The 26,933-nt window shown below is 58.6% G+C and carries 24 protein-coding genes; 11 read left to right on the top strand and 13 right to left on the bottom strand.

Annotated elements, in window-relative coordinates; translation table 11 throughout:
* Positions 1 to 44: 44 nt before the first annotated feature.
* The 3 genes from GFS31_RS06895 to GFS31_RS06905 all read right to left on the bottom strand — a co-directional run bounded on the left by GFS31_RS06895 (position 45) and on the right by GFS31_RS06905 (position 5,208).
* A complete protein-coding gene (locus GFS31_RS06895) occupies positions 45 to 2,249 on the bottom strand; it encodes a phosphoketolase (RefSeq protein WP_198807472.1) in 2,205 nt (734 codons plus the stop codon).
* A gap of 305 nt (positions 2,250 to 2,554) precedes the next feature.
* The gene (upp, locus tag GFS31_RS06900; protein WP_198807473.1) at positions 2,555 to 3,187 is read right to left on the bottom strand and encodes a uracil phosphoribosyltransferase; all 633 of its coding nucleotides are present in this window, start codon (positions 3,185 to 3,187) and stop codon (positions 2,555 to 2,557) included.
* Between the two features lie 209 nt (positions 3,188 to 3,396).
* Positions 3,397 to 5,208, bottom strand: a complete 1,812-nt coding sequence (locus GFS31_RS06905; protein WP_198807474.1) for a proline--tRNA ligase — start codon at positions 5,206 to 5,208, stop codon at positions 3,397 to 3,399.
* A gap of 169 nt (positions 5,209 to 5,377) precedes the next feature.
* On the opposite strand from GFS31_RS06905, the gene GFS31_RS06910 reads away from it, so the two are divergent.
* Positions 5,378 to 5,998, top strand: coding sequence for a TenA family transcriptional regulator (locus tag GFS31_RS06910; RefSeq protein ID WP_198807475.1), 621 nt, complete (start codon positions 5,378 to 5,380; stop codon positions 5,996 to 5,998).
* Between the two features lie 80 nt (positions 5,999 to 6,078).
* Here the strand turns inward: GFS31_RS06910 and hisB are convergent, their stop codons facing one another.
* The 7 genes from hisB to GFS31_RS06945 all read right to left on the bottom strand — a co-directional run bounded on the left by hisB (position 6,079) and on the right by GFS31_RS06945 (position 11,934).
* The gene (hisB, locus tag GFS31_RS06915) at positions 6,079 to 6,714 is read right to left on the bottom strand and encodes an imidazoleglycerol-phosphate dehydratase HisB (protein WP_198807476.1); all 636 of its coding nucleotides are present in this window, start codon (positions 6,712 to 6,714) and stop codon (positions 6,079 to 6,081) included.
* Between the two features lie 139 nt (positions 6,715 to 6,853).
* Entirely contained in the window at positions 6,854 to 7,675 is an 822-nt protein-coding gene (locus tag GFS31_RS06920; RefSeq protein WP_198807477.1) for a circadian clock KaiB family protein, read from the bottom strand.
* Positions 7,668 to 9,017 carry a PilT/PilU family type 4a pilus ATPase gene (locus GFS31_RS06925; protein ID WP_225907600.1) on the bottom strand — a complete coding sequence of 450 codons (1,350 nt, stop codon included), beginning with the start codon at positions 9,015 to 9,017 and terminating at the stop codon, positions 7,668 to 7,670. Before GFS31_RS06925 ends, GFS31_RS06920 begins: the two co-directional genes overlap by 8 nt.
* Before the next feature lie 236 nt (positions 9,018 to 9,253).
* Positions 9,254 to 10,420, bottom strand: coding sequence for a SpoIIE family protein phosphatase (locus tag GFS31_RS06930; RefSeq protein ID WP_198807478.1), 1,167 nt, complete (start codon positions 10,418 to 10,420; stop codon positions 9,254 to 9,256).
* Positions 10,421 to 10,423: 3 nt separating this feature from the next.
* Positions 10,424 to 11,062, bottom strand: a complete 639-nt coding sequence (locus GFS31_RS06935; RefSeq protein WP_198807479.1) for a PAS domain-containing protein — start codon at positions 11,060 to 11,062, stop codon at positions 10,424 to 10,426.
* Positions 11,063 to 11,083: 21 nt separating this feature from the next.
* Complete coding sequence (locus GFS31_RS06940; protein WP_198807480.1) at positions 11,084 to 11,359, bottom strand: (2Fe-2S) ferredoxin domain-containing protein; 276 nt, start codon at positions 11,357 to 11,359, stop codon at positions 11,084 to 11,086.
* Between the two features lie 185 nt (positions 11,360 to 11,544).
* A complete protein-coding gene (locus tag GFS31_RS06945; RefSeq protein ID WP_198807481.1) occupies positions 11,545 to 11,934 on the bottom strand; it encodes a hypothetical protein in 390 nt (129 codons plus the stop codon).
* A gap of 474 nt (positions 11,935 to 12,408) precedes the next feature.
* Here GFS31_RS06945 and GFS31_RS06950 point away from each other — a divergent pair, with 474 nt between their 5' ends.
* Positions 12,409 to 13,047 carry a hypothetical protein gene (locus GFS31_RS06950; RefSeq protein WP_198807482.1) on the top strand — a complete coding sequence of 213 codons (639 nt, stop codon included), beginning with the start codon at positions 12,409 to 12,411 and terminating at the stop codon, positions 13,045 to 13,047.
* Positions 13,048 to 13,239: 192 nt separating this feature from the next.
* Positions 13,240 to 14,688 carry a chromosomal replication initiator protein DnaA gene (gene dnaA / locus GFS31_RS06955; RefSeq protein ID WP_198807483.1) on the top strand — a complete coding sequence of 483 codons (1,449 nt, stop codon included), beginning with the start codon at positions 13,240 to 13,242 and terminating at the stop codon, positions 14,686 to 14,688.
* 151 nt (positions 14,689 to 14,839) lie between these two features.
* Here the strand turns inward: dnaA and GFS31_RS06960 are convergent, their stop codons facing one another.
* Entirely contained in the window at positions 14,840 to 15,367 is a 528-nt protein-coding gene (locus GFS31_RS06960; RefSeq protein ID WP_198807484.1) for a DUF4149 domain-containing protein, read from the bottom strand.
* 317 nt (positions 15,368 to 15,684) lie between these two features.
* On the opposite strand from GFS31_RS06960, the gene GFS31_RS06965 reads away from it, so the two are divergent.
* On the top strand, positions 15,685 to 16,275 hold the full coding sequence (locus GFS31_RS06965) for an HAD family hydrolase (RefSeq protein WP_198807485.1): 591 nt from the start codon (positions 15,685 to 15,687) through the stop codon (positions 16,273 to 16,275).
* Positions 16,276 to 16,314: 39 nt separating this feature from the next.
* Here GFS31_RS06965 and GFS31_RS06970 read toward each other — a convergent pair whose 3' ends face one another.
* A complete protein-coding gene (locus GFS31_RS06970; RefSeq protein ID WP_198807486.1) occupies positions 16,315 to 17,949 on the bottom strand; it encodes an ABC1 kinase family protein in 1,635 nt (544 codons plus the stop codon).
* A 204-nt stretch (positions 17,950 to 18,153) separates the two neighbouring features.
* Between GFS31_RS06970 and GFS31_RS06975 the strand changes: the two genes are divergently transcribed.
* On the top strand, positions 18,154 to 18,861 hold the full coding sequence (locus GFS31_RS06975) for a hypothetical protein (RefSeq protein ID WP_198807487.1): 708 nt from the start codon (positions 18,154 to 18,156) through the stop codon (positions 18,859 to 18,861).
* A 47-nt stretch (positions 18,862 to 18,908) separates the two neighbouring features.
* Here the strand turns inward: GFS31_RS06975 and GFS31_RS06980 are convergent, their stop codons facing one another.
* On the bottom strand, positions 18,909 to 20,786 hold the full coding sequence (locus tag GFS31_RS06980; protein ID WP_198807488.1) for a CapA family protein: 1,878 nt from the start codon (positions 20,784 to 20,786) through the stop codon (positions 18,909 to 18,911).
* Between the two features lie 289 nt (positions 20,787 to 21,075).
* Here GFS31_RS06980 and GFS31_RS06985 point away from each other — a divergent pair, with 289 nt between their 5' ends.
* The 6 genes from GFS31_RS06985 (at position 21,076) to fbp (ending at position 26,896) form a co-directional block, all read left to right on the top strand.
* On the top strand, positions 21,076 to 22,827 hold the full coding sequence (locus GFS31_RS06985; protein ID WP_198807489.1) for a cation:proton antiporter: 1,752 nt from the start codon (positions 21,076 to 21,078) through the stop codon (positions 22,825 to 22,827).
* A gap of 104 nt (positions 22,828 to 22,931) precedes the next feature.
* Positions 22,932 to 23,438 (top strand): MEKHLA domain-containing protein, encoded by a 507-nt coding sequence (locus GFS31_RS06990; protein WP_198807490.1) that lies wholly within the window; start codon positions 22,932 to 22,934, stop codon positions 23,436 to 23,438.
* 82 nt (positions 23,439 to 23,520) lie between these two features.
* Positions 23,521 to 23,850: an ArsR/SmtB family transcription factor gene (locus tag GFS31_RS06995; RefSeq protein ID WP_198807491.1), complete on the top strand. Its 330-nt coding sequence runs from the start codon at positions 23,521 to 23,523 to the stop codon at positions 23,848 to 23,850.
* A gap of 167 nt (positions 23,851 to 24,017) precedes the next feature.
* The gene (gene arsB, locus GFS31_RS07000; protein WP_198807492.1) at positions 24,018 to 25,175 is read left to right on the top strand and encodes an ACR3 family arsenite efflux transporter; all 1,158 of its coding nucleotides are present in this window, start codon (positions 24,018 to 24,020) and stop codon (positions 25,173 to 25,175) included.
* The gene (arsC, locus tag GFS31_RS07005; RefSeq protein ID WP_198807493.1) at positions 25,172 to 25,576 is read left to right on the top strand and encodes an arsenate reductase, glutathione/glutaredoxin type; all 405 of its coding nucleotides are present in this window, start codon (positions 25,172 to 25,174) and stop codon (positions 25,574 to 25,576) included. The genes arsB and arsC overlap by 4 nt, the downstream gene beginning before the upstream one ends.
* 258 nt (positions 25,577 to 25,834) lie before the next feature.
* Positions 25,835 to 26,896 carry a class 1 fructose-bisphosphatase gene (fbp, locus tag GFS31_RS07010; protein WP_410503856.1) on the top strand — a complete coding sequence of 354 codons (1,062 nt, stop codon included), beginning with the start codon at positions 25,835 to 25,837 and terminating at the stop codon, positions 26,894 to 26,896.
* Positions 26,897 to 26,933: the final 37 nt, after the last annotated feature.

The following is a 26,933-nucleotide window of genomic DNA, read 5'->3' on the forward strand; positions in this document are numbered from 1 at the left end:
CCGTCCGGTGGAGGGCGACTCCATCTGTCCCCTAGGCCAGGATGCTAACCCAGCAGCGCCTTGGCACGGGCCACGAAGTTTTCGGCAGTGAGGCCATTGAGGGCCATGATTTGCCCTGCGGTGGCGGTGGTTTCGCCGCGCTTCCAGGCAAAGGTGTCGCGGGGGGCGGTGCTGCGCAGCATGATGGGTTCAAGCATGGCGCTGGAACCACCCGTTACACCAATCACCACATCGCCGCCAAACAGCCGCTCAAATCCGGCATCATCCAGGAAGGCGCTGTCCGGCTCGGAGCACATATCCCAGGCGACATCGGTAGGGCGATAGAGTTGGCGGGGGCTGACCACGGAAACAATCCGGCTACCGATGCCTGCGCTGGCCAGTTGCTCGGCGGCCTCGAAGACGGGGATCAGGGTCATGTCGCCAATCACCGCAAACACTACGGTCTTTTCACCGGGGGTAGAAGCGAGTTCCACCGCGCCCTCGGCCAGGGCTTGGCGGGTTTGCTCGAAGGTGGTGCGGATGGGCAGGGGCGACTTGCTGGCGGTGATGGTGACGCCCTTGTTGACGGTGCCCAAGGCCCAGTCGTAGCAGACCTGAATACCGTTGGCGTCGGTGGGAAAGAGGGGGAACACGTTGCCGTTCCGCATCATCCCGGCAAAGTAGTTTTCGATTTCCGGGCGCTGGTGGGTCCAGCCGTTGCGGCCCTGTTCCAGGGCTCCGGCGGTAAACAGGGTGATGGTGGAGGGGGTGGGGCGGCGCAGTTCGGCCATGGCCTGGGTGACGGTTTGCCAAATGGGCAGGCCGTTGATGGCGAAGGATTCGTAGGAACACCAGAGGGTGCGACCACCAAACAACGCCTGGGCGGCGGCGAGTCCGGCACAGGCATCTTCGCTGAGGGGTTCGTAGACCTGGCCCTGGGGCTGCTGGAAATAGGTGGCGTCGGCGGTGGGGTGGATGATCTTGAGCGCCTGGTTGATGTTGTTGATGCCGGAAGCGGCGTTGCCGTCGGCGTTTGTCACCACAAAGGTGGGGTCTTGCTGACCCACATAGCCCACTAGGGCACCCATGGCCGTTGTGGCGACTTGCTTATCGCCGCCCACGGGGAACTCGTTGAGGGGCAGCGTTCCTAAGTCCGCCAGGGGCAGAGTTTTCTCGGTGACGGCCACCTTGGCCCCAGGGCCACCCGCCGCCCGTTCGTAGTTGGTACGCACCAGGTTCCAGGCGTCGGGATGCAGAGCGCGAGTCGTCAGGGCGCTAACGATGTAGTCCCGCTCTAGGGAATCGCCGGGGTAGAGGTTGTGGGATTGGGCACCGCGCTTATGGACGCCTGCGCCCTTGAGCTGCTTCACGATCAGCACTGTCAACGTGCCGCCCAGGGCCAGTTTGGCGGCTTTGTCCGTGGCTTCGAGGACGGCCTGGGTAAAGGCGAACCGCTGGGGGAAACTGAAGGCGGTGCTATCGACGTAGTCTCCGGGCTGGTTGGCATCATCAAAGTCCTTGGCATCCACCAGGATTACCTCCTGGAAGCCGTTGCCGCGCCAGTAGTCGATCATGGCCTGGTTGCTCTTGGTGGAGACCATGCTGTGGTGCTCTTGGCTGTAGCCGTTCCACACCAGGATGGGCAGGAAGTTGGTGGCGCTGGGGTAGGCGGTATTGAAGTGAGCGATGCTGCTCATGATGTAGGGTTCGCCCAGGCCGCCATCGCCGATGGTGACGGGGAACAGCACGCCGGGATGGAGTTTCGCCCCAGCCATGGCAAAGTGTTGACCCTGACCGAGGGGGCCAGCGGGGGCCAGCAGACCCGGAATTTGGCCCGACAGGTGGCCCAGCAAGCCGTGGGTTTCCCGGAAGCGGTCGCACAAATCTTGCACGGTGTTGATGCCCATGGCTTCGAGGGAGCCATCCAAAAACACGTTGCTATAGAAGCCCGGAGCGTGGTGGCCCACTTCCGTAACGATATTCTTGTGGCCCAGCATCACCAGGGAGGCGATGGCTTCGGCAATGCTGGCAAACCCGCCGGGGTGGCCCGACTCCTTGCTGGCAGTCATTTGTAGCGTCAGGTAGCGCAGGGCATCGGCGGCCAGCAGGGTTTGGTAGACGGCAGCGGGGTCGCTAGGGGAAGCAATGGCGGTTTGGCCGGGGGCAATGGCGGCCTCTTGGCCGTGAGCCGCGAAATCTGGGGGCAGTTCCCCAAAATGCTGAATCCCCTCCACAAAAGCCGGAACCGATTGGGTGGTAGCCGCCGTCATACTCAAACCCCTTAACAAGCGTCAAAATAGCAAAACATTCATTCCCAAGCTGATCCTGACCACAGAAGCCCAGCTTAAGCTCACAGGTCACTGTATACAATCAGCCAAGGTCTGCTTACCATCCTACACAGCGACGGGTAGCCCTTGATCGAAAGGCCCAGTTTCCCAAGATAGAAATCCCGTTGTTTAGGAATAGACAGGCCAACCCTACCCCTCGGCCAACGGCGATTTTGGCGATTTTGATGGCCACCAAGATGCCTACCCTGCGAGGACGCGGCTCAGCTCCAGATTGTGTGCCGCGATCCTTACTTGGTGCCAAACAGCCGATCCCCCGCATCCCCCAAACCGGGCAGAATGTAGCCCCGCTCATCCAGCTTTTCGTCGATGGCGGCGGTGTAGAGGGGCACATCGGGGTGTTCCCGGCGAAAATGGGCGACGCCCTCCGGTGCCGCCAGCAAACACAAAAACCGCAGCGACCGAGGATTGGCCTGCTTGAGAGGATACAGCGCCGCAACGGCAGTATTGCCCGTGGCGATCATTGGATCCACCACCAACACATCCCGGTCGGCCAAATTTTCCGGCACTTTGTAGAAATACTCAATCACCCGCAAGGTTTGGGGGTCGCGATACAGCCCAATGTGGCCCACCCGCGCCGAGGGAATCAGCTCTAAAATGCCATCCAAAATGCCCTGCCCCGCCCGCATAATCGACACCACCACCAGCTTTTTCTCCGGGGCCAACACCGGAGCCTGCATCGTGGCCAGCGGCGTTTCGATGGTCTCCAACTTCAGCGGCAAATCCCGCGTTACCTCGTAGGCCATCAGCAAACTAATTTCCTTCAGCAGGGCACGAAACTTGGCCGTACTGGTCTCCGCCCGCCGCATCAGGGTGAGCTTGTGTTGAATCAGAGGATGGTCGATGAGATGGAGGTTGGTCATAGGGCTTAAGCGCTAGGGAATCGGCTAAGACGCACTGCGGTGCGCCCGTACCGGGGATTGTGGCCTTGAGAATTCTGCCTTCTCAATGGCATTCCGTCTGCTCTATGGGGCACAAGTCGCGTTCCGCTAAAGGATAGGCCCCTGGTCAAGCACGGGAGTCGATTGAATTCCCCCTGAACCAAATCGTTCTCTGGCCAAAGGTCAAGGCGCTAGGCGGAAAGGGCCTGAACTATCCGATCCCGAATTAGATCAACCACGGCGTCTAGAGCGATTTCTTCTGCTTCTCCGGTGGCTCGATCCACAACTTCCACAAAGCCATCGGCCAGGGCGCGGCCAGTGACGATGCGGTAGGGAATACCGATTAGCTCGGAGTCTTTGAACTTGACTCCGGCCCGTTCGTCGCGGTCGTCGAGCAGGGTTTCTACACCAGCGGCATTGAGGGCCGTGTAAATTTGGGTGGCGGCTTCTACCTGACGGGCATCGCCGATGTTAGGAATCACCACAATGGCGTGGTAGGGGGCGATGGCCAGGGGCCAGATGATGCCGTTTTTGTCGTAGGACTGCTCTACAGCGGCTTGGGCTAGGCGAGAGACCCCAATGCCGTAGCAGCCCATCACCAGGGGTTGGTAGTCACCGCCTTCACTGGTGTAGGTAGCTCCCATGGCGTTGGAATATTTGGTGCCTAGCTGGAAGATATGGCCGATTTCAATGCCCCGTGCGGTTTGTAGTGGCTGGCTAGGGTCGTGGATAGCCCGATCTCCGGCCATCGCCTTCCGTACATCGACGATCAGCTTGGGCAGGGTAAATTCCTGGCCCCAGTTTGCGCCCACGACGTGGTAGCCAGATTCGTTAGATCCTGTGACAAAACCCTTCAGGTCAACCGCCGTGTGATCGACCAACCGCAGGAACTGGGGTTCTAGGTCTTTGACGCCAGACTGGATATGGTCATCGCTCAAGTCGGGGGCCATGTAGCCCAGGGGCAGGGGCTTGGTGGCCCATTTAGCTTGGGCTTCGGCATCGGGCACGGTCAGCGAGAGCACCGTGGTGCCGCCGTAGGTGGGGGCCAGTTTGGTGAGTTCGTTGATCAGCTTCACGTCGTTGACGTCCTGATCGCCGCGAATGCTGACGATTACCAGCAGGGTTTTGCCATGGTCAAACACCGCCTGATACAGCACGTTTTTGACGATCTGGGTGGGCGAACACTGAAGGAACGCGGCCAGGGATTCAATGGTGGGGGTGTTGGGCGTGTCGAGCTTCTCAAAGGTCGTGAATCGGGACGGTTCCGCTTCCACGGGCAGAGAAACGGCCTTTTCCACATTGGCGGCGTATTGGCCATCCTCGGTGTACAGAACCTCGTCCTCTCCGGCGTCGGCCAGCACCATGAACTCCGTCGATCCTGACCCGCCGATGGCTCCAGAGTCGGCATCCACCGCCCGAAACTTAAGCCCACAGCGGCGCAGAATGGTGCTGTAGGCGGCGTACATCTCGTTGTAGGTCTGCTTGAGGCTATCCTCATCGGCGTGGAAGGAGTAGCCGTCCTTCATAATGAACTCGCGCCCGCGCATGAGGCCGAACCGGGGCCGGATTTCGTCGCGAAACTTGGTTTGAATTTGGTACAAATGCAGCGGCAACTGACGATAGGAGCGGATCATATCCCGCGCAATGGACGTGATAATTTCCTCGTGGGTGGGGCCAAGGCCCATTTCCTGCTGGCGGCGATCCACCAGGGAGAACATGATCCCCTCGGCCTTGGTGTAGGTGTCCCAACGGCCCGACTCGCGCCACAGGTCGGCGGGCTGAAGCTGGGGCAGGAGGCATTCCTGGGCTCCGGTGGCGTTCATTTCCTCGCGCACAATGGCAGAAATTTTGTTCAGTACCCGCCACAGCAGCGGCATGTAGGCATAGACCCCGCTGGCCACCCGACGAATGTAGCCCGCCCGCAGCAGCAGCTTGTGGCTGGGGATTTCGGCCTCCGCCGGATTCTCCCGCAGGGTGACAAACAGCATTTGAGACAGGCGCATGGGACTCTCCAGATGGGCTAAATCAGGGCAACAAGAACGTCGATTCAGCAACGTCCATTAAGCATAGTAGTCGATTCTGACTGAACACCCCCCTTTGGAATGAACAGCGCTATTTTCAGCGGCCTTTTGCTATAGAGTTATGGGCAAACGAAACAATCAGGACGTAGCGATGACTCTGACCTGCAAGGATTTGGTGACTATCCATGCCGAGGCCTGGGAACGGGCCACCGTCCATCCCTTTCTGACGGGTTGCCAGCAGGGCACCATCACCGCCGCTCAGTTTAATACCTGGCTGGTGCAGGATTACCTCTTCGTGAAGGATTTTACCCGCATGGTAGGGAAAATGCTGGCGGCGGCTCCCGATCATCACCTCGATGTGCTGCTGGCGGGGCTCGTGGCCCTCAAGGATGAACTGCTGTGGTTTCAGGCCAAGGCCGAGGAGCGGGGACTGTCCCTAGAGGCTCCTCGGCAATCGACCTGCACCCAGTATTGCGACTTTATGGCAGGGCTGGTGCTAGAGCCCTATCCCGTCCAAGCCACCGCCCTGTGGGCCATCGAAGCGGCCTACAACCAGGGCTGGCAGCGTCCCGGCCCCATGCCATCTCCCTACACCGAATTTGCCGACCGCTGGGGCAATACAGGCTTTACCACCTATGTTGATCAACTGGCGTCCCAGGCCGATCAAGTCCTAGCCCAGGCCAGCGACCACACCCAAGCCCTGGCTTCGACAACCTTTCTGCGGATTGCCAACCTAGAAACGGCCTTTTGGCAGATGGCCTTTGTAGCTTAGTGAATAGGGGGTCAACAGGGGCGAGGAGACCTCGCCCCTACGGATGGTCGGGCGGGGTCTCGGGGGGCTAATTTACTAATTTAGAGGACGCCCTTGGAACTGGGGATCAGGTGGGCGCGGCGGGGATCGACCTCTACGGCCATCCGCATGGCTCTGGCGAAGGCTTTGAAGGTGGCTTCGATGATGTGGTGGGAGTTGATGCCGTCGAGTTGGCGCAGGTGCAGAGTCATTTGGCTGTGGTTGACGATGGCGACAAAGAACTCGCGCACCAGTTGGGTGTCGTAGGTGCCAACCCGCTCGGTGGGAATCGTCAGGCCATAGCTGAGGTGGGGCCGTCCTGAAAAGTCCAACGCTACCTGCACCAGAGATTCATCCAGGGGCGCGACAAAGTGACCAAAGCGGGTGATGCCCTTGCGGTCGCCCAGGGCTTGGTGCAGCGCCATGCCGAGGGTGATGCCCACGTCTTCGTTGGTGTGGTGGTCGTCGATGTGGAGGTCGCCCTGGGCCTGCACGTCCAAATCAATCAACCCGTGGGAGGAAATTTGGTGCAGCATATGATCCAAGAAGGGAATACCCGTGTTGGCGCTGCATTGGCCACTGCCGTCGAGGTTGAGGCTCACCCGCACGTCGGTTTCTCCGGTGGTGCGGCTGACGCTAGCTTGCCGAGGGGAGAACGCCGCAGGGGCAACGGACGGAGGACGGTCTTGGATTTGCATGGCACAGATTGAAACAAGGCTGGGTCTATCTTATCCCGTGGGCCTCTCCATCTGGGGAGGGAAGGCTGATTTTGTGCCGCCATGGTACGGCCCCTCGCCCTGCCCCCAGCACTACGCCGACGCAAGGCGACGGGGCGGGTCAACCCAGCAGATCCCGCAGTTGTTGGGGGTTAGGCCACTGACCGACAATGCGGCGCACGGGGGGGGGCGATACCCGAATCAGGGTGGGGGTGGCGGTAATCAGGTCGGCCTCAGCCTCGTCGGGATGGGTCAGCACATCGATGAGATGGAGGGTATAGGGTTCGGCTAGGGTCGCCTCCAGGGTGTGGCGCAGAACCCGCAGCATTTGCTCGGTGGCCAGGGTGTCGGCCCCGCTGACAAACAGCTTAAACAGGTGCGTGCCCGACTCTGGAGGGTGGTCTGAGGGATTTGCCGCAAGCCCCTCAGCAGTTGTCGGATCCGGGGATATTTTTTCGTTCGATGCCCCCGCCCCCCGCGCCGCCAAGGATGTTCCTAGGGGGCTAACCCAGGTGGCCTCCACCCGCATCACCAGGTTGTGGCGCTCCCACAGTTGGGGAAAGGTGGTGCGATAGGATTCGATGACCCACACCGAACAATCTTCCTGGTGGCTATAGTTGGGTTGCCAAATCAGGTCATCGGTGTCAAACAGGATATTCAGCAGGGTTTGAAACCGCAGGGCACGAGGGTAAGCCTCCGCCACGGTGACAACCTCCCGGCTGCTGGGGTCTAACCAGCGATCTACCGTTGCCGTAAAGCAGGGCAGCAAAAAGTAGGGCGGCTCGGACAGGCCCAGCGCACTTTGCAGGGCCGTGCAGAGATCCAAATGCCAGTGGTTGTTCTTCCGCTGGTCGATGCAGTAGACGCAGTCGCCGCCAGGGGTAAAGAGGGCCAGCCCCTTAAAGCTGGCGGCGGTCGCGGTAGGGTTCGGTGATTTAGACACGACCCCGCAGCATTTGCGCCATTTCGTTCTGCTTGGGTGCCATTTCTAGGGCCGTTTCCTCGGTAATGCGCCCAGATTCATACAGGGCGTAGAGGGACTGGTTCATGGTACACATGCCGTCGAAGGTACATTTGGGAATCAGCGCTTCCACTTCGTCCAGCTTGCCTTGCAGGATGTAGTCCTTAATAGCATCGGTGTTGATGAGGATGTCGTGGAAGGCGGCGCGTTTGCCGTCGGTGGTGCGGCAAAGCCCCTGGGCAATCACCGCAATCAGCGATTCTGCTAGGGATACCCGAATCGGAGCCTGCTGTTCGGGCTCGTAGAGGTTGAGAATCCGCTCCACCGTCTTCACGGCGCTGTTGGTGTGCAGGGTGCCCATCACCAAGTGTCCGGTTTGGGCGGCTTTGAGGGCGGTGTTCACCGTTTCCTTATCCCGCATTTCCCCCACCAGAATGATGTCCGGGTCTTCCCGCAGGGAGGCTTTCAGGGCGTTATCAAACTTGTGGGTGTGCATCCCCACTTCCCGCTGCTTCACCAGGGAACGCTTACTGGTGTGGACAAATTCCACCGGGTCTTCGATGGTGATGATGTGCTTCGGCATTTCGCTGTTGACGTAGTCAATCATCGCCGCCATGGTGGTAGATTTCCCGGAACCCGTTGGCCCCGTCACCAGGATCAGGCCCTTGTGGTAGTGGCAGACATCTTTGAAAATGCCCGTAAAGCCCAGTTGCTCTAGGGTGAGAATTTTCACCGGAATCAACCGCAGCACCATGGCGGGGCCGCGCAACGAGTCAAAAATGTTGATCCGAATCCGGGTGAAGTCGTACTGGGCGGCACCGTCAAAATCGAGGGTTTGGCGAAATTCTTGAATTTGGTCGGGCCGGAGAATTTCCGACAGCCAGTTATAGAAGGTGGCCTCGTCGGTGACGGGGTATTCCGTTGGGGTAATTTCCCCCCGTTCCCGATAGCGGGGCACTTCGCCAACGCCGAGGTGAATGTCAGAAAAACCCTTATCAAAGGCTTCCCGCACGATATGTTCCAGGGTGGGACTGCCGCCCACCTTAATGCTTTCCGCCGCTGTGGGCATGGGGGGCGGGCTCGCAGGCCGATGCCCAGCCGGAGCGGGGGGGCTCTGCTGGCCCGGTTGGCCCTGGGGGGCGGGGGGACGCTGGCCCGGTTGGCCCTGGGGGGCAGGAGGACGCTGGCCCTGGGGCGGGGGCGGCGCGGGGGGGCGCTGGCCCTGGGGCGGGGGTGGGGCGGGGGGACGCTGGCCCTGGGGCGGTGGCGGCGCGGGCCGAGGGGGCATATTGGGGGTGGCCGGAACGTTGGATGACTCAGCCATGGAACCAGTTCTCCGTGATGAAAACACAAACCGGGGGATGGTGGGTGGCTCAAGCACCTCCCAGGCGACCGCTTCCCGGACTATTGCTTAGGTTGCCCAAGGACGGGCCAAAAATTGTCGTCGGGTCGGCAGGAACTTTCGTATGGCCGCCCCTGGCTGACAAGTCCTCAAGCTTATACAAACTATACGGGATGGTTCTGGTTTGGGAGGATAGATATTCAAACACTTCATTCAGCCTAACAATACTCAACGGTGACTTCCTTCTGGAAGCGGCGCAGGATCGCCACCAGGTCTTCAATCAGGCTGCGGCGGATGGAAATATTCTTGGGCAGCAGCGGGTTTTGGTAAAACTCGTTGATGCTTTGCCCTACGAGGAAATGGATGGAGTCGGCCTGGAGGATCTCGCGGGCCAACAGGTAGGCCCCATTGTTATCGAAGCGCAGACGGCCCAGGTCGCAGTGGCACTGGCGGATATACTCCGTGGCCTTGGAGAGGGTCAAAATCCCCTCCGTTACCAAATCGACGCCGCTCAGGGTGCCAATGGGGGGCAGTTCCCGCCGCATGGTCGAGAGATCCATCTCCACCATTTCCCCTAGATAACTGGCCACAATGTTGCCCGTGGTGCCGCCACAGACCACCTTGCGCCCCTCAAACTCCAGCAGCCGATTCACAAAGGTTTCGTCCTGGCCCTCCTCCAGCGGTGGCCCGGTAAAAATCATCAGCGGGTGGCGCTGGCGCATATACAGCCCCACCATGGTGGCATCGTCGCCCACCTGGCCCTGGTAGAGCTCAAAGGTGTGGTCAACCACTCGCTTCACGATGGAACGGGCGGTGTGGGCCTGACTGCCAATCACCCCTTCCACGTACTGGGCGATGTTGTCCCAGCCCCAGCCAAAGTTCATGGTCATGCCCATGCCCGCATAGAGCACGCCGTCGCTGATGGCCCCCAAAAAATCCCCCCGGTCAAGCTGGCCTTCGGCGGATTGCAGCTTGCGGCCCAGAATTTCCTGGGTTTCCATGGCGAGGGGCTGCACCCGACCGCGATGGCAAAATACCGGGGCCGGGTTGTCGAAATTAATCACCTTAAAATGATTGGTGTGGCCGTCTACCCAAAGAATCGTAAACGTGGAGTAGGCAATCTTCCGCACCCGACAGATGGGCAGGGTGCCAATCACCGTTTTCAGCACCTCCTCTAGGGGTACATCGGCGTTCAGCATGGTGATCAAAATTTCGGTGGTCAGGGTGGCCAAAATGTTGGCCTTTACCCCGCTGCCCAAACCGTCGGACAGCACCACCGTGGTTTTGGTGCCCGTCTTGAGGTACTTCACCTTGTCGCCACACAGTTCCTCGCCCCGCTTGTTGAGGCTGGCGCTGTGGATGTCAATGAAAGTATCCAGGGTCATCGGCTAGTGGCCCTCCTGCCCTCGATCCTCAATGGTCGAGCGGGTAGGGCTCCAGTCTTGAGGCCGTACCGCCACGGGATCCACCGCCTCATGCTGGAGCATCTGCACAATTTTTAGCAAACTTACCTTAGTTTGGGCGGTTGTTTCTCCTAATAGTCCGGCAATTTCCTGTACCACCTTCATCTGGTTGTCTACGACTTGGTTGACCTGCTGAATGGTGGTTTCTTTAATAGCAATGAGCTCCCGTCGTTCCGCAAGCTGATGGCTATAGTCGGCCATGATGCAGGCAATGATACCCTCATCAAGAATGGGAAAAATGACCTGATTTACGAGTAGATCGTACTGGATAAACTCCCTCGGCTTGCCTCGATAGACTTCCCCTGTTTCCCATACTCGTCGAAGGTCGCTGACGTCGTCTAAAATGGTGGCAGCGGGCTGGCCCAGCACATCGTTGGGCTGCACTTTAAACATTCGACAAAAGGCCGGATTGACCAGCTTAATGTAGAGGTCTGCATCCACAACTAACAGTCCATTGGGGTCATATTCCCACAGCAGTTGCCAGAGATGCTGGTGATCTTGGTGGTTTTCACTATCCCCACCCTTAGATCGAGCGGCGTTGTGAGAAAAACTAGACTCTGCCATGGTGATAATTCAGGGAGTTCTCTACGGGACGTGGGCCAAGGCAGCCTCAATCATCGGTAGAATGCGCTCAGTAAAAATGGCGTCTACATTTTGGGGACTGATGCCCAAAAAGCGATGATCTTGAAACTTCATGACAATCCCCTGACTGCATGTTTCCAAGCAAAAGGATCCCTTTAGTTCAATCACGCCATCGAGGCCATGGGCTTGGATGAGCGCCTGAAGTTTTGGCAGCACATCGTAGACCCCCATTTGGTGGCAGGCCGAACCCATACAGAGAAACAGGTTTTCTTTTGCCATGGCGCTAGGAAATGGGAGAAGGGATAGGGATAGACGAACCTTGTCCAGCCGATACCCCTTTAGTCTAAACAGGCCACCCCCAGGACAGAGGGCCTAGAAGCCAAGGATTTTATTAAGAAATTCCTCCCTTTCCCTGGGGCTTTGGGCCTAGACGGCATCATCCTAGGGCCAACGATGCGGCCCCTTTAGCCGAACCAGTGGGAGGCGGTCATCATATCCTGGGCCAGGCGAGGATTGGCGCAGGAGACCACCACATCTTCGGAGTGACCAGGGGTGTCGGTGTAGATCGGCTCGTAATTCAGCAGCGCCTGAATTCCCTGCTGAATCAAGCGATCAATATGGCGGTGCTGTTCGTAGGAATAACACTCGGAGGGGGTGCCTGTCCGCCGAATCGTGTCTTGATCGAGGGTGACGTAGATGACGGGCAGCCGCCGCAGGACATAGGCGGTGAGTCGTTGTCGGAAGTCAGGCACATCCAGCGCTTCCCAGTGGCTAGGGGCCTCCGGATCGCGCAGCACGGTCTCAACTTTGGCAACAACAATGGGGAGCGTTAAATTGACAATGATGTGAGACATGGGAGTGACTCCATGGAGTGTCTACAAGTTGGCAATTGGGGGCGAAATTCCCTGGCACAATGGAATCAATCCAACCCAGGAGAGGTCGGTTAGCGGTTAGGACGCTAGGGGAGAGATCGCGAGGTCAACGATTGCCTCAGCCAGGTGATGGCGATCCTAACTAAATGCACCCAGGAAGGGAGGAAACCATCAGGGATCAAGTTATTTTGCGGGGCTGGGGGTATCTCTATGATGACGGGTTTTAGGCAACGACCTACCTACGTTTTAAAGAAAAAATATTTTCTTCCTAAAAAAACAGTAAAGTTGATCAAAAACGACTAAATTCTCAATCTTTTTTAACCTATGGTGAGTCGTCGCTTCCCCATGGGTTACGCAAAATTCTTAGCGACCCTAGGCGGGTGCTGTCGGAATCTAGGGCCGTGGGGGCGGAACGCAACCCAAGCTGGCATAATACCCCCGTAAAGGGAGGAGAGGATGGCTCAGGTTTGGCTAGGAATTTGCGGCGGCTTCCATGGGCCGGAGGCCAACGACGGCATACAAGCCCTGTGGGCAGCAGAACCCGCAATTTGTACCCTGCCCACTGTGGTGCTGGGGGGTGGGGTGCCCTGGGCTCCGCTTTCGGCCCATGCCCTGCGCCAGTCCCTAGATTGCGCCCTAGCGGCTTCCCCCTCGGGGCATCAAGGGCGAGACCAGGGCCAGGATTTAATCCTGTGGGCTTTTAGCGCAGGCGGGGTGGGGGCTGTCTCCTTGGCGCAGCACTGGCAGCGCTATCGGGGGCGGGTGCGGGCAATATTTTTGCTAGACGGCTGGGGGATTCCCTGGGTGGGGAGTGCTCCCCTGCATCGCCTGAGCCACGATGCCTTTACCCACCGCAGTAGCCGGGTTTTGGGGGCGGGCCGCGCCGATTTTTTTGCCCAGCCAGCGGTGCCCCATCTACAATTGTGGCAACGGCCCCAGGCGGTGGTCGGTCAGGGGTGTTTGCCCGATTCTCAGGGGCAGGTGGGGCCAGTGCAGACGGTGAGTGCGGCCCATTTTTTAACCCAGTGGACGGTATTCTATGCGAAGGAGGGGCGGGTTACAGCGATTTCGCCGGACGCTCACTCCAAGGATTAGTCGGATTGGTCTATCGCTAGATCTGCCACGCTTTTCCGGGCCTATATCTAGTACTCTATAGATTCAGAAATTGGCTCCCCTCGGCCTGTTGTCCCGGCTATCTGCCCTTAACCCTTGGAGATCCAAGCATTGGGATAGGTATCTAGGGCAATGGGTTGCCATGGAGCGCATCGCACCGTCACGAGGTATGCCGTGGATCAGGCCCTAAATCGGCTGTGGGAACAAGTGCTAGAGCGGCTTCAACAGCAGCTTAGCCCTCCCACCTACGAAACCTGGATTAAACCTGCTCAGGCCCAGTCGCTGAGTGAGGGTACCTTGGTGATTTCTACCCCCAACCCCTTTGCGCGGAATTGGGTGCAAAAGCACTATCTACCCAGCATTGCCCAGGTGGTGGAGGATCTAGCGGGGCAACCGCTGATGATTCAGGTGGTGGTGCAGGAGGATGGATCGGGGACGGCCAGCGCTCCGTCCTCCGGTGGCCCATCGGCGGCATCCTCCGGGGGTTCACCCCTTGCGGCATCCGTTGGGCAATCGGCCCCCGGTTCCTCCTGGCTGACCCCCATGGCCCCCCCTCGGTCTGGAGAGCTAGAAGCCTCTAATCAAAACCGCGCTGCCTACAACGATCTCAACCCCAAGGCGGTGTTTGACCGCTTTGTGGTGGGGGCTAATAACCGCATGGCTCACGCCGCTGCCCTGGCGGTAGCGGAGGCTCCGGGCCGAGAGTTTAACCCGCTGTTTCTCTGCGGTCGGGTCGGGCTGGGCAAAACGCACCTGATGCAGGCCATTGGCCACTACCGCCAGGATATTTCCCCCCACGCCAAAATTGCCTACGTCTCGACAGAGCAGTTTACCAACGACCTGATTGCCGCCATCCGCAAGGACAGCATGCAGCACTTCCGATCCCACTACCGGGATGTGGATATTCTCCTAGTGGATGATATTCAGTTCATTGAGGGGAAGGAATACACCCAAGAGGAGTTTTTCCACACCTTCAATACCCTGCACGAGGCGGGGAAGCAGATTGTGCTGGCGGCGGATCGGCCTCCCCACCAAATTGTGCGGCTGCAAGAGCGGTTGATTTCCCGCTTTTCCATGGGTCTGATTGCCGATATTCAGCCCCCCGACTTTGAAACGCGGGTCGCCATCCTCCAAAAAAAGGCCGAATATGAACAGGTGAACCTGCCCCGCGAGGCCATCGAGTACATTGCCTCCAGCTACACCTCCAACATTCGCGAACTGGAAGGGGCGCTGATTCGGGCCATCGCCTACACCTCCATCTCAGGCTTGCCGATGACCGTCGAGCACCTGACGGCGGTGCTCAATCCGCCTACAGAACAGATGGAAGCCTCGCCCCAGGTGGTGCTGTCCACCGTGGCCGAACATTTTCAGGTGTCGGTCGATGAGCTCAAGGGTACGTCTCGTCGGCGTGAAATTAGCCAAGCCCGCCAGATGGGGATGTATTTGATGCGTCAACATACCGATCTCAGCTTGCCCAAAATTGGCGATGAGTTTGGCGGCAAAGACCACACAACCGTGCTCTATAGCTGCACCAAGGTCGAAAGCCAGATCAAGCGCGATCTCGACCTTGCCCAAACCGTGCGGCAACTGAGCGACCGCATCCATATGGCGGGGCGGGGCTAGGGTTGCCCACGATGCCCGATCAAAGGACCCCAGGGATCGGGGGATCGCCTGGGGCTGAGCGGGGTTTCACCGCAGATGGAGGTTGGCTAAGGGGGCTGGCGGTCCCACGGAGGGGCAACGGCAGGGCTAGATAACCCCCATGGGGACGGCCCTAGGCTTCTCCAGACACCTGGAGGTCGTGGAAGTAGAGCTTCAGCAGCAGACCACAGCCCAGCAGTTTCAGCCCTTCTAGGCCAAAGTACAGCAGGTGTAATTGGTTCATGCCGGAGGGCAGGGTCGCAGGCTCAAAGGCATTGAGGGATACCCCCAGGGCACCCATGGCCGGAGTGAGGGCATAGGTGAACGCCAGCACAATGGCCAGCAGCCCCAGCGCCAGTTCAATAGCCCAACGACTGCGGATACCGCTATCCATAACGGTATGGTCGGTGCGGGCTTGGTGAGTGACCAGCAGCCCGGTCAAAACCAGGGCCACACACACCAGTTCTAGGCGATTAAACACCCAAAATAGGGAATAGCCAGCGGTACTAAAGTCGGGTTGGCTCATCATGCCCGTGACAAAGAGACCGGGCATAATCACAAAATCCATCAGTAAGCTGGCGCTAAACCAAAACATGAGGAAAAACAGAATGACCCCAAACCAATTCATAGATTTTAGGCTGGGGCTGGAGAGCGTACGCATGGCGGTTTGACCTATAACGGCGATGGAGAGAAATACCCAAGGCGTAGCGTTTTGGGTAGGGGTATCAATGACTTCAGCCTATCGAATTTTGCCGACCCAAACTATAAACTATTCTTGCGAGAGTGTTGTTCCTAGGGGCTTTGACCGTTGCCCCAGGGCGTGAAAATAACCGCCAGATAAGGATTTCGCCCTCCTAGATCAAGGCTTCTATCGTTTGGGGGCGTTGATAAAAATTCAAGTTTTGTGATTAACCGATACCTAGGCCAACTAGCGATACAGTGGGACTGTGAAGCGCAAACAGGAACCATCGGTCGTCTATGATTACGCACGTTTTGCTGGATATGGGTGGGGTGCTAGTAGAATTGCAGTGGCGAGAGCGCATGGAGAGATTGCTCAACCGCCCCCTGCCCATGGCAGAGCTGCATCACCTGTGGGTGACGGCCTCTAGCACCACAGATTTTGAGTCGGGCCGGACGGATTTTGATCAGTTTGCAGCGGCCTTCCAGCAAGAGTTTGGCCTATCGACGGAGACCGCCACGATTCAGCATGAGTTTTTAGAATTGGTGCAGGCTCCTTTACCCCATTGTCAACAGGTATTAACGGATCTTAAGGCCCGATTCCATCTCTCGCTTCTGTCGAACACTAATCCTGCCCACCACAAAAAACTCAGCCATCAATACGACTTCTTTCATCATTTTGATCAGCTCTTTTTGTCTTACCAAATGGGCTGTATGAAGCCGAGTAGCCAAATCTTTGAACGGGTGATTTCCCATCTCAAGGTGCCTGCCGATACCATTGCCTTCTTCGATGACGGAGCCCGAAATGTAGAAGCGGCCCAGGCGTTGGGCATCCGTGCCTTTCGGGTAGACTCCCCCGATCAGGTTTGGGATATTGCCCAAAAATTTTAGACCCGGTGACATCCTACACTCGGACTTTGGCATCATCAATTAGCGCAATCGCCCGGAGCGCCAAATGCTGTAGACCAGCCACAGGCCCAGCAAGCTGGCGGCGATGAACAGGGCGATGGTGAGCAGTTGCCCCTGGGAAGATTGCCGTCCGGTGGAGACAATGGCGGCTCCGATGATGAGGGCAGCGACCACGGTGCTGAAGGATCGGCGATTGGCGGCGTCGTCGATGCTGCGGCGCAGGTCATCGAGACCCTGGATTTTTAGGTTCCACTGAAGTTGTTCGGAACTGAGCCGATCTAGCAAAAAGCCGAACTGGCGCGGCGAACTGAGGGATAGGTTGCGGAACTCCAGTCCGGTACGCAGGAGGGCTTGCAGCGGGTCGTCCCCGACCAACTGATGCCGGAACAAGTCCACCATGAGGGGCCGCACTTCGTCGATCAGGTTTACCCCAGGGTTGAACTGCCGCGCCGCACCCTCTAGGTTGGCCAGGGATTTGGTGAACAGGCCCACGTTGGCGGGCCAGCGCAAGTGGTTGCTAATGCCTGCCTCCAAAATTTCGCCAAACACCACGGCGGTGCTGAATTGCTCCAAGCTCAGGCCGTAGTAGCGCCCTAGCAGGCGGGTGTAGTCGCTTTCTAGGCGGGCCAGGTTGACGGGTTGCAGGGGTTCCGCCAGTTGGAGGGTGAGCTGGGCGCAGCGTTGGGCGTCGCAACTGGCAATGGCCAGCACCATTTCGGTGAGGGTGGCGCGGGTGCGGGGGTCGAGGTGGCCCATCATGCCGCAGTCGAGCAGGGCCATGCGGCCATCGGCGAGGTAGAACATATTGCCGGGGTGGGGGTCGGCATGGAAGAAGCCATCGACAAAATACTGCTTAAAGAAGGTGCGAAACAGCAGCGTCGTCACCTGGCCTCGATGCTCTAAGGGCAAATCGGCCTTGAGTAGGGGCACTCCCTCCAGCCACGTCATCACCATTAGCCGCGAGTTGGTCAGTTCCCACACGATATCCGGCACCACCAGTTGTTTGGGGTTGTACCAGCCGCTTTGGCTGAGGTTGCGGCGCAGTTGGTCGGTGTAGTGGGCCTCGGTGAGGAAATCTAGCTCGGCGTTGAGGGCATCGGCAAACTCGTCGGCCAAGCCCACCACGTTATAGCGCTGGCCAAACTGGGTGGCCGACATCAGCCGCGCCACGTCGCGAATTAGGGCCATGTCTTGCTCTACCTGGCGTTCGATGCCGGGACGCTGCACCTTGAGGGCAACGGTGCGGCCATCCTTAAGCTGGGCACGGTGGGTTTGGGCGATGGATCCGGCGGCGATGGCGCGGTAGTTAATTTCGGCAAAAAGCTCCTCTGGTGGGTGGGGTAGGGCGGCGCGGATCTGGCGTTCGGCCTCCTGGGCGCTAACAGCGGGGACGGTGCTCTGCAAACTGCTGAGGGCTTCGATATAGCTGGGGGGGAGCAAATCGGGGCGGGTGCTGAGCAACTGGCCCAGCTTCACATACACTGGCCCTAGGGCCGTCAGAATGTTGACTAAGACCTCCGGGGGCGGGATGTCAGGCTCGTCGGTTTTGCCCCCCATCAACAGCCGCCGCATATAGTCCCAGCCGTGGCCGAGCACAATTTCCACAATTTCCCGCTGTCGGGCCAACCGAGACGCAGACACCAGAGGGACTTGCATAGACCTTCACTACCCGTTTCCGCCATACCACGCCCCTATCTTACGACCTGTGACCTAAGGCTACAGATAGGGATATACGCCCTACTCCATCTGCTAGATTAGGCTGGGCCATCGGTGGTAACGCGCTCGGAACTCTGGGGCAAGGCTTAGGGTCAAGGCGATAGCAAGCATCTAGAACCGCAAACATCTTGAGGAACACAGGGCATGATGATCAAGGCAAAGGTTGGACAAAAGCTAGGTCGGGTAACGCGAATCTCCCTGGTGGGGCTGATGATGATGCTAGGGACTGCCCTCGTCGCTGAAGCCCGCCCCCAACGATCTGCAACGACCCCAGCAATGGCCATGGGCCACGGTGGCGAAAACCATGATGCCGCCGATCACAATGCCGCCGATTACGGTGGCGAAGGCCAGGAAGCCATGGGTGACTCGGAGGAACCGATGCCAATTTCCACGGGGGCCACGGTGTCGCTCATCCCAGCGAGCCACGGCGATCACTTCGCGATGGGCTTTCCAGAGGGTTGGGTTGTCTCCCACGGAGCCACGGCCCCCCACCTGACGGCCCGCACCCCAGAGGGAGCGCCGATGATGGTCACGGAAGTAGCTTGGCAGGCCGAAGCTCCAACCCAGATCGTTCCTGCCCTGTTGAACGAGATTCGGGAAAAGGGCTACACCATGGCCCGCTACGATGCCATCGTCGTAGATGGCACCACCACCCTAAGACTGTGGCTGGCGGATTTGCCGGAGTCGGATCTGCCCTACGCCTTTATTAGCGTGGTGGGCTACAGCGATGCCACCGCCATCCTCACCAGCCGCTACGGCACCCGCAGCCCCGACCTCGATAACCTGCTGAGCCAAATCCATCAATCCTTTCGGCGCAGCACGCCGAGCACAGCGGAGCCCCACCACCCCTAATTCATGGGGGATACCCATCGCCCTGACCGTCTATTCCAGCAGCCCACCTAGGGATTGCGCCAAATGTAGCCGTCGTCGTCAATGGTGAGGGGGGTATCGGGGAAATCGCGGCGGGTGAGGCTGCGGACGAGCGTTACCCCTTTGAAGTGGTCATCGAGATAGGGCACACCGTTGCGGTCTAGGGCAACGGGGACAATGCGGCCATTGAGGAAATTGCCGCTGCCGTCGAGGTTGGCGGTGAGGATGAGGGAGGTGCCCAGGTGCCCAGCGGTGGAGAGGGTGCGGTAGCCCAGAAAATTGCCCAGGGAGTAGGCGATCAGTTTGCCGTTATGGAGTTCTAGGGCGCGGGGAACGTGGGGGCCATGGCCAAGGACAAGGTCGGCCCCATGGTCTACGACGGTGCGGGAAAAGCGGACGACGTTACCGCGATTTTCCGAGAAGAAATACTCCGTTTGGTCGCGGGTGGCGGTAGCGTCGCTGCCTTCTTTTCCGGCATGGAAGGAGACCACCACAATATCGGCGTTTTGCTCGGCCTCTTGCACCAGGGCGGCGGCGGCATCCAGGTCGTGGACGGTGTTGTGCTGGCTCAGGTGGCTAAAGCCGATGAAGGCCAGTTTGAGCCCCTTGGCCTCGGTGTAGACGATTTCCCCTTTGCGGCCCACGGCTTTGATGCCCTCCTGCTCCAGGTTGGCCAGGGTGTCGATAAAGCCCTGCTCCCCAAAATCGAAGGAATGGTTGTTGGCCACGCTCATCACATTAAAGCCCGCCACCTTTAGTACGCTGGCATACCAGGGCGGGGTGCGAAAGGCAAACACGTTGGGTCGTCCTGTGGCCTTGGGGCTGCTGCGAACTTCAGTGAGGGTGCTTTCAAAGTTGCCAAAGACAATATCGGCCTGCTGAAGCTGGTACTGAATGCCGCCAAATAGGTATTGCCAGTCTTGGGGAAGGCGATAGGTTTGATAGTTGGTGCCGGGAATGACATCCCCCACGGCATTGATAGTAAGGGTGGTGGGAGCTTGCAGGGCGTTGGTATTGAGGGCTGCAAGGCGGCGAGGATCGAAAATTGGGGTGATCTGAGGCGGTGCTGGGTTGGCCTCAGCCGCTACAGATTCCTCGGATCGTTCGGCCTCTGGTTCGCCAATGCCATCAATATAAATGCCGGGTTCTGGGGCGGCGACTGGATCTGCTCCTGGGGGGCTGGCCTGGAAATTGGTATCTGGGGCTGGGCTATCGAACGAGAAGCCATCGGGTGGTGCGGAACCGGGAGCCTCTTCCTGGGCGCTGACCTCTGAGGACAGGGGCGCAAGGGAATCAGACTGGCCATAGCGCCACTGGGCCACCGCCGCCCCTAGGCCCAAACCCAGGGCAATCAGGGCTGCTAGCCCCAAACTACTTTTAATCCGTTTGGAGCGAGCCAGGGACTGTACGAGGTCGGCGGCGCGTTCCCCTAAAGCTGGGGGCGGGGGCGGTGCGACCAAGGCCGTATCGGCAGGGATGGGGGCGGGGGTGGGAATGGCCTTGGTAGGCTGAAGAAACTCCGGCAGTTGGGGGGATTGCCGTTCTGTCTCGATGCTTGGGCCATGGGGGAGGGGTGGGGAATCCGTCCAAGTCTCTGGCAGGTAAAAGGGTTGCCGCCAGCGATCCACCTGGGGGCGATTCGTGCCATCGATCACCTCCAACCGATCCAACCCCTGAAGCGCCAGATCCGCCACCACCGCATACACCGCCGAGGCATGATCGGCAGGATGCCCCTCCCCTAGCACCGTCAGAAACACGTAAAGGGTAGTGCCTCTACGGGCCACCTCAAACCGCAGATGGGAATCCCCAAAGGACTGAGCCAGCAGCGTTTCGATGGCGCGAACATCCCCCGTTTGAGCCTGGGATTTGAGACTTTGGGAAGCGGCGGGAGGGTTAGGAGTTGGCACGGATGCAGGACAAGGCAGCTACGCCCAAATCATATCGGCTGATTTTGGGTTGAGAACACAATTTTTCAGGCCCATCAGCGGAACCAACCATCCTGGTTTCAACCGCTACAAAACGTCATAATTTAGGGGAACCCATTTCGAGAGAACCCTCTAGAGAAAACGCCCCTTACACCAAGTCTGGCTGACTTACCCTCGGTAGTTATGGGTGAGGAGACCTCACCCCTACGGTCTCCCTGTCCCCCAATCCCCCCGTCTCCCGCTCTCCCAATCCCCCTGTCCCTCTCCCCCTATGACCGCTGAACCGAATTTTGTCTTAGATCTCACCCTGGCCCTGGGCACTTCGGCCATGGGGGGCTATATCGCCCATCGCCTCAAGCAACCTGCGCTGTTGGGCTACTTGCTGACGGGGTTGATCATCGGCCCCTTTGGCTTTGGCTTGCAAACCGATGTGGAGCAAATTCAAGCCCTGGCCGAAGTGGGCATCGCCTTTCTGTTGTTTGCCCTGGGGGTAGAGTTTTCCCTGACGGAACTGAAGCGGGTGCGGGCCATTGCCCTTCAGGGGAGTGTGCTGCAAATTGGGTTAACGACGCTGCTGGTGGCCTCGGTGTCGCTGCTGTCGGGGTCGGCCCAAACTCCTTTGCAGGGGATTTTTCTAGGACTGGTACTGTCCCTGTCCTCCACCGCCGTGGTGCTCAAAACCCTGACGGAGCGGGGCGAAACCAGCACCGTCCACGGTCAAGTCATGCTGGGGCTGCTGATTGCCCAGGATTTGGCCCTGGGGCTGATGCTGGCCCTGCTGCCCGTGCTGAATCAACCCGATGCGGTGGGTTTGGCCCTGGGTTTGGCCCTGCTGAAAATTCTGGGCTTCCTGGCCGGAGCCATTGCCCTAGGCCGCTGGGTGGTGCCCCGGCTGATTCAGCACATCGCCGCCACCGAAAGCAGCGAACTGTTTTTGTTAACCGTGGTGGCCCTCTGTTTGGGGGTGGCCTGGGTGACATCCAAGCTGGGCCTCTCCATCGCCATGGGGGCCTTTGTGGCGGGGCTGATGATCTCCGAAATCGACTACGCCGACCAAGCCCTCGGCAAAATTCTGCCCCTGCGCGACACCTTCGCCTGTCTGTTTTTCGCCTCCATTGGCATGTTGATCGACCCCACCCTCATCCTCAACAACCTCAGCACCATCTTGGAACTGGTGGCGCTGATTATGGTGGGTAAGGCGCTAGTCATTTTGCCCATCGTCCTAGGCTTTGGCTACTCCCTCAACACCGCCGTCAAAACCAGCTTTGGGCTGAACCAAATTGGGGAATTTTCCTTCGTCCTCGCCCTCGGTGGCCTAGAAATGGGGCTAATTACCGAGCAGCGCTACACCCTGCTGCTGGGCACCATCGCTATTTCCCTGATGCTGACGCCCCTATGGATCGCCCTCGCCCCCCGTGTCGTAGACGGTCTTCACCGCTTGCCCATGCTGAAGGACATCCTCAACCGAGCCGAAGAACCCAAACTGCTGTCGGTGCCCTCCGACCTCAGCGACCATGTGATTGTGGCGGGCTATGGCCGAGTGGGGGAAGTGCTGGTCAACGTGCTGCTGAGCCGGGGCTACTCGGTGCTGGTGGTAGACAACAGCGAAACCGCCGTGCAGCGCCTCCGCAACCGCCATGTGCCCCTGGTGCCGATCCCCTTCGTCTATGGCGACGCCGACAACGAACTGGTGCTGGAAAAAACCCGCCTCGAAACCGCCAAAGCCCTGGCCATCACCCTGCCCGACCCCGCCACCACCCGCCTGGTGCTGCAACGCGCCCTCGCCAAGGCCCCCCACCTCGACATCATCGCCCGCTCCCACACCAACGAGGAAATCGATGTGCTGACCCAACTCGGAGCGCGGGAAGTGGTACAGCCGGAATTTGAAGCCGCCCTAGAACTCGGTTCCCACCTGCTGAATACCCTCGGCGAACCCCCCTTCGACATCCAGGCCGTCCTCACCCGCATCCGCGACGACCGCTACCGCACCATCCGCCCCGTTGCCCAAGTCGGAGAAGCCTAGCCCCGCCTCCAGCAGCTCCCAGAATTTGGGGATTTCCGAGGGGTTGAGGTCGCCGACAGGGGGGGTGGATTTGGTATGATTCAATCCCCGCCGAGGGAGAGCCCATGGTGCAGAATGCCGCCCCAAGTCCCCAAAATCGCTATCTAGCCGACCACGTTGATCGGCTGCGCTACAGCTTTCGCCGTCTGCTGGGAGAAGACCTGATCGACCCGACCCTCTCCGATGTAGCCGCTGCCCAGGCGTTGTACGAAGCGCCCTTTGTGGTGGTCTCCCACGGCACCGAGGCCGACCCCATCTTCAACTACGCCAACCGCATGGCCCAGCAGCTCTTCGAGTTGTCCTGGGAAGACTTTACCGCGCTGCCCTCCCGGCTTTCGGCAGAATTGCCCAACCGGGCCGAACGCGCCCAACTCCTCGCCACCGTTGCCCAGCAGGGCTTTATCCGCGACTATGCCGGGGTTCGCATAGCCAAGTCGGGGCGGCGATTTACCATTCAAAACGCCATCGTTTGGAATGTCAGCGATGGGGCGGGCACCCCCTGCGGCCAAGCTGCTCTGTTTCACCAGTGGCAATCCCTAGAGGACGACGATGAACCTGGTAGGATGCGATAGCTACAGCGTAGCGTGCCACCTGAAGGTGATGTTTTCGCCGCCTGTCTACCCACCATAACGGCGCAGCCCCAAGGGGAATTCGATGCCACAATCCTCAAATCCATCAACTTTAGTTGTTCTAGGATTCAAGGCTCTCGCCGATCCTCTACGGTTAGACATTGTGGATCGCCTGCGTAGCCAAGAGCTATGCGTCTGCGATCTGGGCGATCAGTTGGGGGTCGCTCAGTCGAAGCTATCCTTCCATCTCAAGGCCCTAAAAACGGCGGAATTAGTGCGTTCTCGCCAGGAGGGACGCTGGATTTACTACAGCCTCAACCTACCTCAACTGGTTGCCCTAGAGCAGTACTTGGCAGACTTCCGCCGCCTCAGCCCCATGCTGCCCGCCCGCACCTGCCCACCAGAGAAGGGTTGACAAATCAAGAAAACTTGAAATGATGAAAAGGTCGAAGCCAGAATTTTGGGAGAGATCCCAGGATTCTGTTTGGCGTATTGGCTCAGATCACGGGCTTCTCCTAGGCGGCTTTCTAGGAACTGGCGGATCTGGTTGTGGCCAATGCTGTTGTTTCAGGTGTGACTGGCATGGATTCCCAATCCGACATCAACCCCAAAGCGGTGCAGGCCGGGGGGCAGCTCAACCGCTTTGAGCGATACCTGACCCTGTGGGTCTTTCTCTGCATTGTGGCGGGCATTGTGCTGGGCCGATTGTTTCCTGGGGTGGCGGTGGCGTTAGACGCCATGAGCCTTTACCAGGTATCAATTCCCATTGCGATTTGCCTCTTTTTCATGATGTATCCCATCATGGTAAAGATTGATTTTTCCCAGGCCAAAAAAGCCGCTCGAACACCCCGCCCTGTGGTGTTAACCCTGGTTATTAACTGGCTGATTAAACCTTTTACCATGGTGCTCTTTGCCCAGGTTTTTCTAGGGGGATTCTTCCGTCCTTGGCTGGCAGAAACAGAAATCATTCGGGGCGCAGAAATTGCCCTGGCGGATTCCTATATTGCAGGCTGCATTTTACTTGGCATTGCCCCCTGCACTGCCATGGTGTTGATGTGGGGTTATCTGTCCTTCAGTAACCAGGGCCATACCTTGGTGATGGTGGCCGTTAATTCCTTAGCCATGTTGTTTCTCTATGCGCCCTTGGGGCGGTGGCTGCTGGCGGCAAATAGTCTCACGGTGCCCTGGGAAACCATTGTGCTGTCGGTGCTGATTTATGTGGGCCTGCCGCTGCTGGCCGGGGCAATTTCCCGCACCTGGATTTTGCGCCACAAGGGTCGAGACTATTTTGAAAACGTGTTTTTGAAGTATCTCAGTCCGATTTCGGTGATTGCTCTGCTAACGACGTTGGTGCTGTTGTTTGCCTTTAAGGGCGATTTAATTGTTCGCAATCCGCTGCATATTGCGCTGATTGCGGTGCCGTTATTTCTGCAAACCAATGTGATTTTTGGCCTCACCTATGTGGCGGCTCAAAAACTAGGCATGGTCTACGAAGATGCTGCCCCCGCTGCCCTGATTGGGGCCAGTAATCACTTTGAAGTCGCCATTGCCACCGCCGTAACACTATTTGGGCTAAATTCTGGTGCCGCCCTCGCCACCGTGGTGGGTGTGCTGATTGAAGTGCCCGTGATGCTGATGCTGGTGGAATTTTGCAAAAAAACCGCCTTTTGGTTTCCTCGCGAACCTGAGAAAGCGAGTCTCCGCGATCCCCGTTGTCTTCCCCCAGGAGTTAATGTATGAAGCGTGTGATGTTTGTGTGTAAGAAAAATTCTGCCCGATCCCAAATGGCCGAAGGCTTTGCCAAAACCCTGGGAGCCGGAAAAATTGAGGTGGTTAGCTCTGGGCTAGAGGCCAGTTCTGTCCGACCAGAGGCCATTGCTGCCATGGCTGAGGTGGGCATTGACATTAGTGAACACACCTCCAACGCCCTGGCTGAATTTAGCCCAGAGGACTTTGATGCGGTGATTTCCCTCTGCGGCTGCGGGGTAAACTTGCCCCCCGATTGGCTGATGCGCGAGTATTTCGATGATTGGCAGCTCGATGACCCCGCTGAGCAACCGGAGATTTTTCCCCGCGTGCGCGACGACATTCAAGAACGGGTCACGACCCTGTTGGCTAAGCTGGCCCCTGACCCGGCATGATTGGGTCTGACCGGAACAGGTCGTCATGGCTGTGGCTCTTTATGGTGGTGATCTTCATTACGGCGACTATTTATCGCTGCGATCAGGGACATCTCTGGCCCCCAAACTTGTAAAGCCAGTCTAAAGGTTGACGAGGATCGGGGCCGGGGATCCCTACCATGGAGACAGGCGCTAGGGAAGGGCCATGGCGGCCCTGGGTGCGAAGGCCGCTGACCGCCCCTACCTAGACGCCGCCTGCGACCTACCTAAGGAATATCCATGACGGACATGACGGACTATCAACCCACCGACGCTACTTTTGCGGTGGATCGTGACTGCAAAACCCTGTCGCGCCACGTCCTCGAACAGTTGCAAAGCTTTAGCCCCGATGCCCAGGACTTGAGCGCCCTGATGAACCGTATCGCCCTAGCCGGGAAGCTGATTGCTCGCCACCTCAGCCGAGCTGGGTTGATGGAGTCAGTACTGGGCTTTACGGGGGAAACCAACGTCCAGGGCGAGGCCGTCAAAAAGATGGATGTCTACGCCAACAACGTCTTTATCTCGGTCTTCAAACAAAGCGGTTTGGTTTGTCGGCTGGCGTCGGAGGAAATGGAGCACCCCTACTATATTCCCGAAAACTGCCCCATTGGCCGCTATACCCTGCTCTACGACCCCATTGACGGATCCTCGAATATCGATATTGATCTCAACATTGGGTCGATTTTTTCTATCCGTCGCCAAACCGGAGACGACCTCGATCAATCGGCTCAGGACTTGTTGCAGGATGGCCACCAACAACTGGCGGCGGGCTACATTCTCTACGGCCCCAGCACCGTGCTGGTATATACCCTCGGCCAGGGTGTCCATGCCTTCACCCTAGATCCCAGCCTGGGGGAGTTTATCCTCGCTGCCGAAAATATTCAGGTGCCCAACCACGGCCCTACCTACAGCGTCAATGAGGGCAACTTTTGGCAGTGGGACGACGCCATCCGCGACTTCACCCGCTACGTCCATCGCCATGAGGGCTATTCTGCCCGCTATAGTGGGGCGCTGGTGGCCGATTTTCACCGGATTTTGCTCCAGGGCGGCGTGTTCCTCTACCCTGGATCTACCAAAAGCCCGGAGGGAAAACTACGGCTACTCTACGAAAGTGCGCCCCTGGCCATGCTGATCGAGCAGGCCGGAGGCAAGGCTAGCACAGGCACTGAGCGCATCCTGGATGTTGTTCCTACAGAACTCCACCAGCGCACCCCCCTCATCATCGGCAGTACCGAAGATGTGGTGCTGGTCGAGTCCTTCATCCACGACCACAGCCGTCGCCAAAGCCGCGACCAAGCCTAGACCAAACCCTATTGACCTAGGGCCACCTAGGGCCAGC

Origin of the sequence: Leptolyngbya sp. BL0902 (genome assembly GCF_016403105.1) — a bacterium.
In the GTDB taxonomy this organism is placed as follows: Bacteria; Cyanobacteriota; Cyanobacteriia; order Phormidesmidales; family Phormidesmidaceae; genus Nodosilinea.

Coding starts and splice junctions, on each gene's coding strand:
- GFS31_RS06995 (WP_198807491.1), top strand. CDS start 23,521: ATGCCACAATCCTCAAATCCATCAACTTTAGTTGTTCTAGGATTCAAG.
- GFS31_RS06975 (WP_198807487.1), top strand. CDS start 18,154: ATGATGATCAAGGCAAAGGTTGGACAAAAGCTAGGTCGGGTAACGCGA.
- hisB (WP_198807476.1), bottom strand. CDS start 6,714: ATGCAAATCCAAGACCGTCCTCCGTCCGTTGCCCCTGCGGCGTTCTCC.
- GFS31_RS06970 (WP_198807486.1), bottom strand. CDS start 17,949: ATGCAAGTCCCTCTGGTGTCTGCGTCTCGGTTGGCCCGACAGCGGGAA.
- GFS31_RS06910 (WP_198807475.1), top strand. CDS start 5,378: ATGACTCTGACCTGCAAGGATTTGGTGACTATCCATGCCGAGGCCTGG.
- upp (WP_198807473.1), bottom strand. CDS start 3,187: ATGACCAACCTCCATCTCATCGACCATCCTCTGATTCAACACAAGCTC.
- GFS31_RS06925 (WP_225907600.1), bottom strand. CDS start 9,017: ATGGCTGAGTCATCCAACGTTCCGGCCACCCCCAATATGCCCCCTCGG.
- GFS31_RS06935 (WP_198807479.1), bottom strand. CDS start 11,062: ATGGCAGAGTCTAGTTTTTCTCACAACGCCGCTCGATCTAAGGGTGGG.
- GFS31_RS06950 (WP_198807482.1), top strand. CDS start 12,409: ATGGCTCAGGTTTGGCTAGGAATTTGCGGCGGCTTCCATGGGCCGGAG.
- GFS31_RS06985 (WP_198807489.1), top strand. CDS start 21,076: ATGACCGCTGAACCGAATTTTGTCTTAGATCTCACCCTGGCCCTGGGC.
- fbp (WP_410503856.1), top strand. CDS start 25,835: ATGACGGACATGACGGACTATCAACCCACCGACGCTACTTTTGCGGTG.
- GFS31_RS06895 (WP_198807472.1), bottom strand. CDS start 2,249: ATGACGGCGGCTACCACCCAATCGGTTCCGGCTTTTGTGGAGGGGATT.
- GFS31_RS06940 (WP_198807480.1), bottom strand. CDS start 11,359: ATGGCAAAAGAAAACCTGTTTCTCTGTATGGGTTCGGCCTGCCACCAA.
- GFS31_RS06945 (WP_198807481.1), bottom strand. CDS start 11,934: ATGTCTCACATCATTGTCAATTTAACGCTCCCCATTGTTGTTGCCAAA.
- GFS31_RS06930 (WP_198807478.1), bottom strand. CDS start 10,420: ATGACCCTGGATACTTTCATTGACATCCACAGCGCCAGCCTCAACAAG.
- GFS31_RS06990 (WP_198807490.1), top strand. CDS start 22,932: ATGGTGCAGAATGCCGCCCCAAGTCCCCAAAATCGCTATCTAGCCGAC.
- arsB (WP_198807492.1), top strand. CDS start 24,018: ATGGATTCCCAATCCGACATCAACCCCAAAGCGGTGCAGGCCGGGGGG.
- GFS31_RS06965 (WP_198807485.1), top strand. CDS start 15,685: ATGATTACGCACGTTTTGCTGGATATGGGTGGGGTGCTAGTAGAATTG.
- arsC (WP_198807493.1), top strand. CDS start 25,172: ATGAAGCGTGTGATGTTTGTGTGTAAGAAAAATTCTGCCCGATCCCAA.
- GFS31_RS06905 (WP_198807474.1), bottom strand. CDS start 5,208: ATGCGCCTGTCTCAAATGCTGTTTGTCACCCTGCGGGAGAATCCGGCG.
- GFS31_RS06960 (WP_198807484.1), bottom strand. CDS start 15,367: ATGCGTACGCTCTCCAGCCCCAGCCTAAAATCTATGAATTGGTTTGGG.